Below are 14,578 nucleotides of genomic sequence, written 5' to 3' on the forward strand. Positions count from 1 at the left end.
AGGGCTGCGGCGGTGCTGTTGCCGAGATTGTCGGTCTTGGTCGTGACCGTGCTGAGGCCGGTGGACAGCGAGCTGATACCCGTCGACGTGGAGGTCGACAGCGAAGCGACCGAGCTGTTGGTCGAGCTGAGGCCAGTCGACAACGAGTTGATACCCGTCGAGGTCGAAGTGGACAGCGAGCTGATCGAGCTGTTCGCCGACGACAGACCGGTCGACGTGGACGACGACAGCGAAGCCACCGAGCTGTTGGTCGAGCTGAGGCCGGTCGACAGCGAGTTGATGCCCGTCGAGGTCGAGGTGGACAGCGAGCTGATGCCGGTCGAGGTCGACGTCGAGAGCGACGAAATCGAGCTGTTCGCCGACGACAGACCCGTCGACGTGGAAGTCGACAGCGAAGCGACCGAGCTATTGGTCGAGCTGAGGCCGGTCGACAGCGAGTTGATACCGGTCGAAGTCGAGGTGGACAGCGAGCTGATCGAGCTATTCGCCGACGAGAGACCGGTCGACGTGGAAGTCGAGAGCGAGGCGACCGAGCTGTTGGTCGAGCTGAGCCCCGTCGACAGCGAGTTGATGCCCGTCGAAGTCGAGGTCGAGAGCGAGCTGATCGAGCTGTTCGCCGACGACAGACCGGTCGACGTGGAAGTCGAGAGCGAGGCGACCGAGCTATTGGTCGAGCTGAGGCCGGTGGACAGCGAATTGATGCCGGTCGAGGTCGAGGTGGACAGCGAAGCCACCGAACTATTGGTCGAGCTGAGGCCCGTGGACAGCGAGTTGATGCCCGTCGAGGTCGACGTGGACAGCGAGCTGATCGAGCTATTCGCCGACGACAGACCCGTCGACGTGGAGGTCGACAGCGAAGTCACCGAGCTGTTGGTCGAGCTCAGGCCGGTCGACAACGAGTTGATGCCGGTCGAGGTCGAGGTGGACAGCGAAGCCACCGAGCTGTTGGTCGAGCTGAGGCCCGTGGACAGCGAGTTGATACCCGTCGAGGTCGAGGTCGAGAGCGACGAGATCGAGCTATTCGCCGACGACAGACCCGTCGACGTCGAAGTCGACAGCGAAGCCACCGAACTATTGGTCGAGCTGAGGCCGGTCGACAGCGAGCTGATCCCCGTCGAAGCCGACGTGGACAGGCTGACAATGCTCGACGTCGTCGTACTGGCGACCGCATAAAGCTGGCTGCCGTTGATCGCGTCCGTGCTGGTCGCGCTGACCAGGCCTGCGGCGACGTTCTGGATGCGCCGCTCCGCCCCGGCCGCTCCGACGCTGATCACGCCGGCGGCGGAACTCGCACCGGCGTAGGTGCCGAACGTCTGACTGCCGATCGTCGTGCTGGTGACCGAACCCGTACCGCCGGTCGCCGTGTTCGCGGCGCCAATCGTGACGGCGCCCGAACCGAGTGCGACCGAGCCCGCCACGCTCGCGTTCGCGCCGGTGCCGAATGCCTGGGCATTGGCGGCGCTGGAGACCGCGGTATCGCCGAGCGCGGTGCCGCCGGCCGTAGTGGCCGTGCTGCTGTTGCCCAATGCGAGCGAGCCCTGGCCGGTTGCCGAATTGGCATTGCCGATCGCAACCGCGCCTTGTCCATTCGACGAATCATTCGCACCGAGCGCAACCGCGCCCGTGCCGATCGCCGAGTTCGGGTCGCCGATCGCGACCGCGCCGTTGCCCGTCGCCGTCTGGCCACGGCCGATTGCGACAGCGCCACCTGCGGCCGTGCTGCTGTTGGCCGTCGTGCCGCTCGAGCCGATCGCGACGTTCTGGCCCGTCGCACCCGAGATGACGCCATCACCTTGCGCGATGCCGAATGCGCCGCTCGCGGTCGCACCACGGCCAATCGCTATGCCGGAAGTGGCTGCCGCAACGACGGACGACTGGCCTCCGATGGCGATACCGTCGGAGGCAGCCGACACGGCGCCCATCGTCACGTTGCTGCCAATGGCGATAGCACCCGCTCCACTACCGGTGGCGTTACCACCAATCGCATTCGCTAACTCACCCGACGCCGTGGCGCCAGTACCCAGCGTATTGCCATAGTCGCCCGACGCAACCGACTTACTGCCGATTGCAACCGACTGTACACCCGACGCCGTGCTGTATGTACCCAGCGCATTAGCATAGCCACCCGATGCAAGCGCTCGATCACCAAGCGCGACGGCCTGTTGATTGGACGCAGTGGCGCCAGACCCAACCGCAACGGCATAATTGCCGGACGCAGTCGCCAGATTGCCCAGTGCAGTGGCGGACGTGGCAGTCGCGGTACTGTAATCACCGACTGCAACCGAGTCTCCACCGGTCGCGGCTGCATGGCTGCCGATTGCGGTATCGCGAATGATCGACGACGCCGAAATACCCGCGATCGCATTCGTACCGATAGCAATATCCTCGGTGTTGTACGACACCGCCGCGCCGGCTCCCCCGTTTTGGTTGACTCCGCCGATTGCAATCGAAGTAGTTCCAACGGCATTCGCACCGTAGCCGAACGCGCTGGCACCCGTGCCGCTGGCCGTTGCATCCAGCCCGACAGCCGTTCCCCATTTGGCGGAATACGCACTCATACCCAGTGCAACCGCACCGCTTCCAACGGCCGTCGTATACGAGCCGTAGAGGGTTACGCCCAAATAGGCGGTGGCACCTCCCCCGTTTGCATTACAACCTGCAACCGTGGAATACGTACCGTTTCCATCAATCGGTCCGGTGCCGGCAGCCAGCGCACGTGAACCATCCGGACTCGTTCCAGCACCAGTACTGCAATTGAAACCAGTGATTATGTTGGCGTAGCTCCCTTGCCCGGCAGCAAGGAGCAATGCGCTGACCATCAGTTTGACTACCGCCGAGCGTTTGCTTTTGCCGCGTGCGGTGTCCAGTTCAGATGCAGCGACCCACGTCCCCAGGGTCTCGTTCCAGACAGTGCGATATGTATGATTCATGATATGACGATGCTCGCTAGACACTAACAAGAAGGCTTGCCGGCCGTTCTTTCCGGTCAGGTCTTCACAATTTTTAAAGTAGTGCGAAATATTATTTTTTTATTCCGAAATCTTTCTATGTACCCTCGTGCCATGGAACTTCGGTATTCGTGCTCTACGATCTCGCAGTTTCAGCGGCGCGCCACACATTCACGGAACGACACCTCATTCCTGCGTCGAAGCCGATGAAGACCAACTTCTCTAGCAGCGCCCCGTCTTCCAGGCAGCCCAAGCCACGCACGCCCTCAAGCTTGTGTTTCAGACCTCGCGCGATGGCCGATCCAGACCCGTAGAACCCGGCAGCCATACCTGCGTCGCAAGCTGCCTTCACGATCTCCCTATCGCACTCAGGTACACAGCAGTCGGCAATCGCATGCAGACACGATCGCATGTCCATCATCAAACGCTCACGCCGTACTTCGCAGCACCGTGATTCCAGATCGTCGTCTCCATTGCCATCGGATTTCGGATCTCCCGAATCTCCAAGGCACCCGTCAATATCAGCGCCCACTGCCCTGCCCTCGTCCACGTTGCGCATTCCCTTCGCAGGTCAATCGACGTCGGACGCGGCCGCAGCTCAGTATTGGCAACATTCGCCTGTTCAATCGCCCTGCATCCATTTCGCCCCGACGTCACAAACCAGCGCCATATCGACCGCGCCTTGCGCACCAAGCACCACGACGTCACGTGCCATACTTGTGCCGAGCCGCACGAGATGCCGAAGCCTGTCCCGCGCCGACTCGCTCCATCGGGCCGCCGCGATGAATGCCGGCGCAATCTTCACGATGTCCGGCTCGGGGATTACCATACCCACGTCGACGCCATAGGCAAGCCCGTAGTCATCGATCGCGATACGGCAGCCGAATACCCTGAGTCGATCGAGAAAAGCACGCGCGCTTCCACCCGCAACTCGTGCCCCCTCGCTCACTTCCACGACCAGCCGCTCGGCAAGTTCCGGTGCGCAGGAGAGCCGCTCGAGCAGGCTTTCCCACTGCAATCCCGATACGAGGCTTTCTTCCGACAGATTCACGCCGATGCTCAGCTGCGGCGAACTCTCCAGCAAGTCCAGCACACGTGCTACCACATATCGATCGAAGCAACCCGTCAGTCCTGCCCGGACGACGCTCGACAAATACGCATCCGGTGACGACTCACCGTCTTCAAATGCGCAACACCACGGCACGCACTTGAAATAAAGCACCTTGCGATCGTCGTCGGGTGCGTGCACCGCCGACATCACCAGCGAAATCGCGTCGCCCTTCATCGCACGCAAGACGGTGTCGACCATCGCCAAATCCGCTCGCGTCTCCATTCCCGCACTCGATTTGACGCCCCGCGCTTCGACCGCCGGTGCGACATCATCGCCACCCCGCGTCGCGTTCAAGTCGGCGAGCCTGGCTTCTTGCGAGTGCGACGCTGTTCGTCCACTCAATCGAAGCAGCCCGCTTTCCGTCGACAGGCCCGCCGTCGAACGATCCGCGTCGGGGTCCGGCAACGCCATCCCAAAAATCGACCGATACTCGTCGCGAGCCGTTCGCGCCCGTGTAACTCCGCCATGCAGTTTTCGCGCGCGCTCACTGAGCTCAACGTTGATGGCCTCTATAAACGTACGCCCGAATCGACTAACCAACATAGGTCGATTGACGACCCTTTTGAACAGTGCGCCACCCATCTCCATATCTCCCCGGCAATACCGAACCTTTCGTAGGCCCTCGCTTGCTATCCGATTCATGCGCTGCCTCACCGCACTCGCCCTTGACTGAAAGCCATGAAAGACACAAACGGACGTTTGCATCAGAGTTACAAAAAAAACTACCGATTCATGAAAACGCCCGTCAATGCTGGGTTGCTTTCCTGTAAGCCTTGTCGGACAAAAACGTCCCTTTCCGTCCAGTAATATCTACGCGGTGACACGGAAATTCACCATCCTTTGCAATTTGACTATCGGCACGTCATGCCGACGGTGGCTGAATGCGCCTTTCACGGAAGCAAGCCCCGCGGAGGAACACAGGAATCCCAGTTGTGAGCAACCACGTTTGCCGTTTCTTCGCGCCTCAGCGGGAAGCTCGATACGCCGTCCGCACGGCATCTTCGACGAGCGCGTCTTGATGGATACGACACATCAGCCGGACCGTGCGCGCCGGCGCCCAGTAGATAAGGCGATAGGAGTCGGGCTATGAATATCGGGTATGCCCGTGTCTCCACGGACGAGCAGAGTCTCGGACTTCAGATCGACGCGCTCACACGCGCGGGATGTGAAGTCGTTTTTTCCGATCAGGGTATCTCCGGAGCAGACTTCCATCGTCCGGGTCTCGACGCAGCGCTCGAGAAGGTCACGAAAGGCGACACGCTCGTCGTCTGGCGGCTCGACCGGCTTGGTCGCTCGCTGAGCAAGCTGATCGACCTGATCAACTTTCTGGCCCGCCGGGGGGTGGACTTCATTTCGCTAACCGAATCGATCAATACGGCTTCGTCCGGTGGACGACTGGTCTTCCACATGATGGGCGCGCTGGCGGAGTTCGAACGCAGCCTCATCAGCGAGCGCACCCGCGCAGGATTGGCGGCCGCACGTGCGCGTGGCAAGCAGCTGGGGCGGAAGCCACACATGACGTCGGATCAATGCGCCCACGCTCGCCTTCTACTTGAAACACAGTCGGTGGCGGAAGTCGCCGCACATTTCAATGTGCATCCGCGAACGATCAAGCGCGCCCTCGTCGCACAGTCCAGCAATGGTGTCACGTGCGAAACGAGTGATGCTTGATCAGAAGCGTCGCCGATCGAACATTCGGACAATTGTCCGTGTCATCTCGTTCAGTACGGTTCTGCGGCTTGAACCATTTGGCTGCTCATACTGAGTGTTCAAGATGCGTGGAGGCAACGACGCAATTCTTATCGGAATTTCGTCTGACGACCTGACGCAGTTGGCCGGGTGAGCCGAACCTGTCCGAATTCTTGTGGGCGAGGCGATTGAACAACGCGTTATCCACGCGCCCGGGTGAATCGTTCACCGAACGGGATAGCAAACCGGTTCCCTGCTGATTTCCAGTCGAACGCAGCCCGCATTATCTCGGGCAGCACGTCGCGCAGCGGCAGCCAGAGCAGCTTGATGATCGCGTCGTCGTTCGGGAAGCGGCCACGTGTGCGGATGATCTTGCGCAACTGTAATTTCAAACTTTCGTTGGCATTCTGGTGTACACGACCCGTCGGATCTCCGGCGAGAGCACGTAAAGCGACACGAGCGCAATTCCGCCACTTTCAGTTCCGCCGGGAGTACCGGGTACGCAGTTTCATGAGTTCGGATCGTCGATGCGCCCTTGGTGCTTACACTCCCTGGAGTGCTCGCCGATCAGTGTTTCGGAAAATTGGGGGGTCCCGACAGCACCGGTGCGCCGACGTCGGCGCGTACAGTCAGGTGCGCGCCGGCCTGGTGCGACATCGGACGTGTCCGCTCAGAACGCGGTGCGCAGGCCGAGCCCGGCCGAATCGCCATTCCCGTAGCCGCTCACGCGGTCGCGCATGTACGCGACGTAGACGTCGGTCCGTTTCGACAGCCGGTAGTCGTAGCCGAGCGCCCCGGTCGTTCTCGACGGGCTGTCGCGGCCGTGGCTTTTCGCGGCCATGAACGACGCGAGCAGCGTGCCGAAACCGAGCGGAACCGAAGCGCCAATCTGCCCGCTATGCGTGCCGAGCACGCCGCCGTCGATCGCGTCATGCACGTACTGGTAGAACGCGGTGACCTTCACGAACTTCAGTTCGTAGCCGACGCCGGCCAGCACGGCGTCCTGCCGCGTGAAGCCGGCGATGGACGCGTTCAGGTCGCCCGGTGTCCGGTCGTAGCGTGCCTGCTGGAACGCAAGCGTCGCGCTGAATGCGTGTTGCCGGTCGTAGGTGACGCTGCCGCCCCACTGGTTCGCGCCGGTGTGACCGGGTGCGTTGCCCGTCGCGTAGATCAGGCTTGCCTGTAGCGCACGGTCGGTGGGCGTCGAATACAGCACCGAATTGCTCCAGCCGTTGTCGCCGACGAGGCCTTGCCCCGATACGCCCTTGTACATCTGATTCAGCGCTGGCGAAAAACTGAACGACGTCGAGAACGGGTTGAAGCGCACGGCCGCGATGTAATACGGTGTCGTGTTGCGCCCCGCGCGCAGCACGCCGTACGGCGTCGCAACGCCGACATACGCGTTGCGCCCGAAGAACGTGTCGCCGCTGAAGCGGCCGGCCCCGCCGTTCGACGGCCGCATGAATGCTTCGAGCGCGAACTGCAGCGCGTAGCCGCCGCCGAGATCCTCGCGGCCGCCGATCCCCCAGAAGCTCGTCGTGAAGCCGCCCGAATTCATGGTATACGCGCGCGGCTTGCCGAGGCTCTTTTGCGCGCCGACATACACGTCTGCCAGCCCGTACAGCGAGACGGACGACTGGGCCGTGGCGTCGTCGGCGATCGTGCAGGCGATCAGCGATGCGCCGACGGCCGACAGCAGCCGGCGGCGGCGGCCGGCATTCCGGGTCGAATGAATAGGCATCCTGATTGAATTGCGCAAAGGACGAAAGAGGACGGGTGCGCGACGGCACCCGTCGCGCGGAGCGTCAGAACACGTGACGGATCCCTGCGCGCCCGACGGCCTGCTTCTGGTTGCTCGACGGATTGAAGCCCGCGATCTGCGCGACCGGCGCGTCGCCGGCCGCCTTCTGGAACGCACCCATCACGTAGACGCTCGTGCGCTTGGACAGCGCATATTCGACGCTCAGGTTGAACTGGTGATACTTCGGCTCCGCGTTCGTCGCGTGGTCGCGGCCCGTCGTGTACGTGTAGCCGGCGCCGACCGTCACGGCCGGCGTCGGCGTGACGAGCGTCGACAGCTCGTAGTTCTGGAACGTCGCGTCGTGCCCCGCGCTGCCCTGCTGGAAGTTCGTGTTCGTGAAGTCGGCAAGCATCTTGAGCCACTGCACGACCCGGTACGACGCACCCACGCCGAACACCTTCTGCGCACGCGCCGCGTCGAGGTAGTTGCCGTAGATCGCGTTCGTGAAGCCCGGATAGTTCTGGTACCCCTGTGTCGACACGCCCGGGTTGTTGATCCGCAAATAGCCGATGCCGAAGCCGACCGGGCCTGCCGCGTAGCTCGCGCCGACGCTGAAGGTCGCGTTGTCGGAGAAGCGGCCGGGCTGCCCGCCGAACGCATAGAGGCCACCGAACGTGATGCCTCCGATCGTCGGGCTGCGGTACTTGACCGCATTCGAGATCGGGAAGCCGTTGTCGGTGTTGTCCATGTCGTTCGGGTGCGCGAAGTAGTAGCCGCCGATGTTGCCGTTCAGCGTGAACGGCTCGACGTAGTCGACGATCGAATCCCACTGGCGGCCGAGCGTGAGGGTTCCCAGCTTCGTGTCGTTCAGGCCGACGTATGCGTTGCGCGAGAACGCGAGCCCGCTGCCGAGGCGGCCGGAGTTGATGTCGAAGCCGCTTTCGAGCCGGAAGATCGCGCTGAGGCCGCCGCCGAGATCCTCGGTGCCGCGCACGCCCCAGCGGCTGCCGGCCGTCACGCCCGACGCGAGCTGCACGAGATGCTTGCCCTGCACGTTCGACACATAGTCGACGCCGTCTTCGACGATGCCGTACAGCGTGACGCTGCTTTGCGCGTGAGCGGTAGCGGCCGCGGCGAGCGGCAGCGCGAACAGGATTCTTTTCATGATGATGTTCCGGTGCGGGATGGTTGAAAGACGGCGAGCGGTGATGCGATACGAACGGATTTTCGGGTTCCGCGCCGCAATCGAACGTCGATCGCGTCGCGGGCGGGACAACTGGCGGGGGAAACGATGGACGGTCCGCCCCGCTCAATCGCGATACGCGCGCAGCAGCGCATCGGCGGCCCGGAAGTCGGGCGTGAGCGGGCGATCGTGCTGGAGGAACGCGACCTTGGTACGCAGTGCGCGGTACAGCGGCTGCGTGGCCGGCGCGAGCGTGAACGACGGCTGCTTGCGCTGGCGCAGGTCGATTGCCTGCGATGCCTCGATCAGTTCGAGGCCGAGCAGCGTGAAGCTCGCGTCGATCTGCTTCTGCACGCGCTGCACGACATCGGGCGCGTTCGTCGCGACGTCCTCGATGCCGCCGGCAACCGGCAGGTAGTCGAGCGACACCGGCATCGCGAGCGACTTCGCCGACATCGCGAGCGCGGTCGGCGGCTTTTCCATCGCGCCGAACGCATGCACGGTGTCCTCGGTGCCGAGGAAACGCGAGAGGCCGGTGAGGTGCGGGTCGTTCAGCTTGACGATGCGTTGCGCGGACGCAAGCGCGTTGTGGCCGAGCGCGAGTCCGAGCTGTTCGAACGCGAGCACCCACGGCAGCGGCTCGAAGTTCGCGCTCGGCAGCACGGCGCCGCCGCCGTCGACATAGCCTGCCGCATCTTGTGCACGGCTCGACTTCGGCGTGACGCCGACCGCGACGCCCGGGTTGTCGTCGCTCGAATTGAGCTGCACTTGCAGCAGCGCGCGGGCCTCGTCATGGGTGCGGTCCTGTTCGCCGAGCAGGTAGACGCCGGAGCGGAAGCTGAGCGGATCCTGCAGCGGCCGTTCCGGGTCCTTGTTCCACAGACTGCTGCCCGCGAGCAGCGTGCGCAGCGCGGCGCCCGAGCGCAGCGTGGCCGGGAACGGTCGCAGCGCGAGCGTGTCCTCGCGGAACGGCGACACGTTGCCGTTCAGCCCCTGCAGGCTCAGCGCGAACACGACCTTCGACACCTGCGCGAGCCGCGCCATGTCGGTGAGCGCCAGCGCGCCCATGCCGGCCGAATACGCATTGGAGCTGAGGATCGCGAGCGCATCCTTGCCGTACGGGCGGATCGCCGCAATGCCGGCCGACTTCAGCGCGTCGGCAGCCGCAATCTTGCGGCCCTGGTAGTACGCATCGCCTTCGCCGAGCATCGCGAGGCCGACGTGGCTGAGGATCGTGATGTCGGCTTCGCCGATCGAGCCGTCCGCCGGCATCGCGGGCGTGACGCCGCGATTGAGGAACTGCGCGTATGCGTCGACGATCGCCGGCTGCACGCCGGCGCCACCGTCGAGCATCGCGTTCAGGCGGGCGGCCATCGCGGCGCGCGCCACGCGTACGCTCATGTCGGGGCCGACGCTGCCCGAGTGCGCGTGGATCAGCCCGATGTTGAAGCGCGTCGACGCGTCGATGACTTCCTGCGACAGCTTGCCGTGCACGTCGACCATCTCGCGGTCCTTGTTGAGGCCAACGCCGACCGTCAGCCCGTAGATCTGCTGGCCGGCCGCAGCGGCCTTCAGCAGCACGTCGTGTGCGGCGACCACGCGCTGGCGGGCGGCCGGCGCGATCGACACGGCTTCGCCGTCGGCGATGCGGGCGATCGATTCGGGCGTAGCGGACCGTCCGTCGAGGATGACGTCCGCGAAGGCCGGGACGGCGGCGAAAAGCGCGAGCGCGACCGCGCTCCGCATGAGGAAGCGTTGCATGAAGCAGTTCTCCGATTTCAGGCGTGACGTGATGTGGAAGACAGCGCGGCGATCGACGCGAGCGCGATGACGCTCGCGACCATCACATACCAGGCAGGTGCGAACGGGTTGCCCGATCGTTGCGTGAGCCATGCGAGGATCGCCGGTGCGAAGCCGCCGAAGATCGTCGTGGCGATGTTGTAGGACAGCGACATGCCGGTCGCGCGCACGCGGGTCGGGAACAGCTCCGACAGCGCGGCGGGCGCGACACCCGTGAAGATCGCGACCATCACGCAGAACGCGCTTTGCACCGTGATCAGCGCGGCGAGCGTGTGTACGTCGGCGAGCCAGTGCAGCAGCGGATACACCGACACGAGCATCAGCACTGCACCGGCCGTCAGCACCGTGCGCCGCCCGAAGCGATCCGACCAGCTTCCGGCGCACACGCAAGTGACGGCCATCAGGCAGTTGCCGACCAGCGACGCGATGAACGCATCGCGCCCGTCGAAATGCAGCGCGCGCTGCACGTGCGTCGGCATGTAGATCACCAGCGCATACACGCACACGGCCCACAGCACCGAGAACCCGGTGCCGACCACGAGCGCGCGCGGATAGTCGCGCACGACCTGCAGCAGCGGCGTCTTGCGCTCGGCCGGCGCGTGCGCGGCGCGTGCCATTTCCGCGCGGAAATGCGGCGTTTCGTCGAGCGTCTTGCGCAGCCACAGGCCGACCGGTGCGATCGCGAGACCGAGGATGAACGGAATCCGCCAGCCCCAGTCGCCGATCTGTTCGCGCGACAGCGTGAGCGTCACGGCGGTGGCGACCAGCGCGCCGAGGATGTTCGACGCGGCCATGCTCGCCTGCAGCCACGATGCGTAGCGGCCCTTCCTGTCCGCCGGCGCGTGCTCGATCAGGAACGCCGCGGCGCCCCCCACTTCGCCGCCGGCCGAGAAACCCTGCAGCAGACGGCCGCACAGGATCAGCAGCGGCGCGCCGATGCCGATCGCGGTGAACGGCGGCGCGAACGCGATGATGCCGGTGCCGGCCGCCATCACGAGGATGGTCAGCGTCAGCGCGGCCTTGCGGCCCGCGCGATCGCCGTACACGCCGATCGCGAGTGCGCCGAGCGGCCGCGCGATGAAGCCGATCCCGAACGCCATGAACGCCTCGACCAGCTCGGTGCCGGTGTTGCCGCGATGGAAGAAGTTTTGCGCGATGTACACGGCAAAGAACGCGTAAACGGAAAAGTCGTACCACTCCAGCGCGTTGCCGATCGACGCCGCGGCGATCGCGCGCCCGGCACTCGAGGTACGGGGCGACACGGCGTCGGCCGTGTCGAGGGGAACCGCGGTTTGCTTCACTTCGATCTCCTGTCCTGTCGTCGTGCGAGCCGGCCGTTACAGCCGGATATGCGGAATCTGCTTGCGGTGCGCTTCGTCGAGCGCTTCCTCGTAGCCGGCGTCCGCGTAGCGGATCACGCCGAGCGCGGTGTCGTTGTTCATCGACAGTGTCAGCCGCTCTTTCGCGGCCGCGCTGCCGTCGGCGACGACGGTGATGCCCGCGCTCGTCATGTAGCCGCTGTAGCCGCCGCCGCCCGAATGGATCGCGACGAGATCGGCCATCGACGAACAGCTCATCATCGCGTTCAGCAGCGGCCAGTCGGCCACCGCGTCGGAGCCGTCGCGCAGGTTCTCGGTCATGATGTTGGGGTGCGCCATCGCGCCGGCGTCGAGGTGGTCGCGCGTGAACGCGACCGGCCCGGCCAGCACACCGTCGCGCACCATCGCGTTGACCGCGAGCGCGAGCCGCGTGCGCTCGCCGTGGCCGAGCCACGCGATGCGTGCCGGCAGGCCTTCGAACGGCACGCATTCGCGCGCCTTGCGGATCCAGTTCGTGACGATCCGGTTGTCCGGGAAGTGTTCGAGCAGGTAGTCGTCGATCACGCGGATGTCGTTCGGGTCGTTCGACAGCGCAATCCAGCGGAACGGGCCGATCGCGCGGCAGAACAGCGGGCGCAGGAACGCTTCGGTGAACACCGGGATCTCGAACGCGCGGGCGACGCCACCGTCCTTCGCATGCGTACGGATCAGGTTGCCGTTGTCGAACACGATCGCGCCGCGATCCTTGAAGCCGAGCATCGCTTCGACGTGTCGCACGATCGACGCGCGGCTCGCGTCCATCAGCTTCGTGCGGTCGCGCTCGCGCAGCGCGCGCACTGCGTCGAGCGTGTAGCCGGACGGCACGTAGCCGTACACGAGATCGTGCGCGGCCGTCTGGTCGGTGACGATGTCGGGTACGACGCCGCGCGCGAGGATCGCCGGGAACACGTCGGCCGCATTGCCGAGCAGGCCGACCGAGACCGGTTCGCGCCGGGCCTGCGCGTCGCGGATCAGCGCGAGCGCCTCGTCGAGATCGCGCGCCTGACGTTCGAGGAAGCCGATCTGCAGCCGCTTGTCGATGCGCGTCTGGTCGATCTCGACGACGAGTGTCGCCGCGTTCGCCATCCGGCCCGCGAGCGGCTGTGCGCCGCCCATCCCGCCGAGGCCGGCCGTCAGGATGAAACGCCCGCGCAGGTCGTTGTCGAAATGGCGTTCGGCGATTCGCGAGAAGATTTCATAGGTGCCCTGGATCACGCCCTGTGAGCCGATGTACTGCCAGTCACCGGCCGTGAGCCCGCCCCAGCAGATCAGGTTGCGCCGTTCCAGTTCGTAGAAGTTCTCTGCTCTCGCCCACTGGCCGATCAGGTTGCAGTTAGCCATCACGACGAGCGGCGCGCTCGCATGCGTGCGCAGCAGCGCGACGGGCTTGCCGGACTGGACGACGAGCGTGTGGTCCTCGTCCATCGTCTTCAGCGTGCTTACGATCGCGTCGTGCGACGGCCAGTCGCGCGCCGCGCGGCCGAGCGCCGCGTAGACGATCAATTGTTCGGGATCCTCTCCGACGGCGAGCACGTTCTCGAGCAGGCGCAGCAGCGCTTCCTGGCGCCAGCCCTTGCAGCGCAGCGTGTTGCCGGACGTGACTTCGAAGGTGCGGGTCATGGTGTCGCCCTCCGTTCAGCGCGCGAGCGCATAGTCCGCGATCGAGATGCCGAGCGCGGCTTCGACCGGCGGGTAGACCGCGGGATCGAACACAGACGACGACAGCGGAATGTGCGCCTTCGCGACCCGCAGCACGTGGATCTCCATCCCTTCCTTCAACTGCCCGGCGCTGACGGGGCGACCTTCGCCGTCGAGCGTCGTGATCACGTCCGGGTACGTCGCGATGCGTTCGCCGTGCGCGTCGTCCACCGCCATGTGCTCGTTCATCACATGAATGACCGCGCGCTGCGCGCCGCTGCCGAGATAGACGAGACCGACGTCGAATGCTTCGCGCGTGTATTCGAGCGTATTGCGCTCGACCTTGCCGCTCGCGATGATCTCGCCGTGCGTGGCCGCGCAGATCGCGTCGATCACCGCGCTGCCGCCGCGCCGTTCGGCGTCGATGATCGCCTCGCCGAGCGCGAGCGCGCGGCTGATGCCGCCGAGCGCCGCATGCTGGCGCACGTACGACGCCCGAATCGGATTGCGGCAACTCGCGATGAAGCCGCCGGCCATGTCGGCCGCCTTGCGCAGCACCGGCGACACTTTCGCTGTCGCGCCGCGCACGACCACTTCTATATACGCGTGCTGCGCGCGGTTGCCGCCGGCCGCCGCCTGGATCATCGGCGCCGTGCTCGATGCGAGGCCGAGCGAGCCCATGTCGCCGGTCGGATGCGCGCGAATGTCGCTCACCGCGTCGACCACCTTGGTGCCGAGCAGTGCGGACGGCAGCCACGCATTCAGCGTGCTCGACATCCCGTTCTGCCCGATGATGAGCCCCGCGAGCGGCGCGCCGAGCGCTTCCTGCACGAGTTGCGCGGCCTTCACGTAGTCGGCGCCGAGCATTTGCCAGTCGGTGAGGCCGCCCGGCGCGCCGATCGCGGCGGCCGTGGCGATCCACGCGTCGTCCGGCAGTTCGTCGATGGCAACCAGTTCGGGGCGGCCGATCGTGACCGCGAGCGTGCCGAGTTCACGGCCGTGGTCGGCCCAGCCGCCGCCGCCGCATGCGAAAACCGAACCGCCCTTGACGGCGGCTTCGACGTCCTTCGAAGACAGGATGCGTCCCATGTGTCGTTTGTCCTGAGAGGG

The 14,578-nt window shown here is 65.1% G+C and carries 9 protein-coding genes and 2 pseudogenes; 1 reads left to right on the plus strand and 10 read right to left on the minus strand.

The features are described from left to right. From WS45_RS34040 to WS45_RS25290, 3 genes and pseudogenes are all read right to left on the minus strand, one after another. Positions 1-2,558, minus strand: a 2,558-nt coding sequence (locus tag WS45_RS34040) for a beta strand repeat-containing protein (protein ID WP_373559442.1), incomplete at its 3' end; no start/stop codon positions are given. A gap of 249 nt (positions 2,559-2,807) precedes the next feature. Continuing rightward, positions 2,808-2,930 (minus strand): annotated as a pseudogene (locus tag WS45_RS36575) (ESPR domain-containing protein); the annotation flags it as partial. A 640-nt stretch (positions 2,931-3,570) separates the two neighbouring features. Continuing rightward, entirely contained in the window at positions 3,571-4,641 is a 1,071-nt protein-coding gene (locus WS45_RS25290; protein ID WP_179950393.1) for an EAL domain-containing protein, read from the minus strand. A 504-nt stretch (positions 4,642-5,145) separates the two neighbouring features. Between WS45_RS25290 and WS45_RS25295 the strand changes: the two genes are divergently transcribed. Continuing rightward, a complete protein-coding gene (locus tag WS45_RS25295) occupies positions 5,146-5,730 on the plus strand; it encodes a recombinase family protein (RefSeq protein WP_059534331.1) in 585 nt (194 codons plus the stop codon). Between the two features lie 218 nt (positions 5,731-5,948). Here WS45_RS25295 and WS45_RS25300 read toward each other — a convergent pair. The 7 genes and pseudogenes from WS45_RS25300 to WS45_RS25330 form a co-directional block, all read right to left on the minus strand. Next, positions 5,949-6,208, minus strand: a pseudogene (locus WS45_RS25300) (transposase); the annotation flags it as partial. A gap of 210 nt (positions 6,209-6,418) precedes the next feature. Next, a complete protein-coding gene (locus tag WS45_RS25305) occupies positions 6,419-7,489 on the minus strand; it encodes a porin (RefSeq protein ID WP_059702257.1) in 1,071 nt (356 codons plus the stop codon). A gap of 64 nt (positions 7,490-7,553) precedes the next feature. Continuing rightward, positions 7,554-8,654: a porin gene (locus WS45_RS25310; protein WP_059702259.1), complete on the minus strand. Its 1,101-nt coding sequence runs from the start codon at positions 8,652-8,654 to the stop codon at positions 7,554-7,556. Between the two features lie 144 nt (positions 8,655-8,798). After that, positions 8,799-10,433 carry an HAL/PAL/TAL family ammonia-lyase gene (locus WS45_RS25315; RefSeq protein ID WP_059702262.1) on the minus strand — a complete coding sequence of 545 codons (1,635 nt, stop codon included), beginning with the start codon at positions 10,431-10,433 and terminating at the stop codon, positions 8,799-8,801. A 17-nt stretch (positions 10,434-10,450) separates the two neighbouring features. Then, a complete protein-coding gene (locus WS45_RS25320; protein ID WP_059702264.1) occupies positions 10,451-11,773 on the minus strand; it encodes an MFS transporter in 1,323 nt (440 codons plus the stop codon). 36 nt (positions 11,774-11,809) lie between these two features. Beyond that, on the minus strand, positions 11,810-13,450 hold the full coding sequence (locus tag WS45_RS25325; RefSeq protein ID WP_059702266.1) for a urocanate hydratase: 1,641 nt from the start codon (positions 13,448-13,450) through the stop codon (positions 11,810-11,812). Between the two features lie 15 nt (positions 13,451-13,465). Further along, on the minus strand, positions 13,466-14,557 hold the full coding sequence (locus WS45_RS25330; RefSeq protein WP_059702268.1) for a DUF917 domain-containing protein: 1,092 nt from the start codon (positions 14,555-14,557) through the stop codon (positions 13,466-13,468). Positions 14,558-14,578: the final 21 nt, after the last annotated feature.

This window comes from Burkholderia sp. RF2-non_BP3, assembly GCF_001522185.1.
Taxonomy (GTDB): domain Bacteria; phylum Pseudomonadota; class Gammaproteobacteria; order Burkholderiales; family Burkholderiaceae; genus Burkholderia; species Burkholderia diffusa.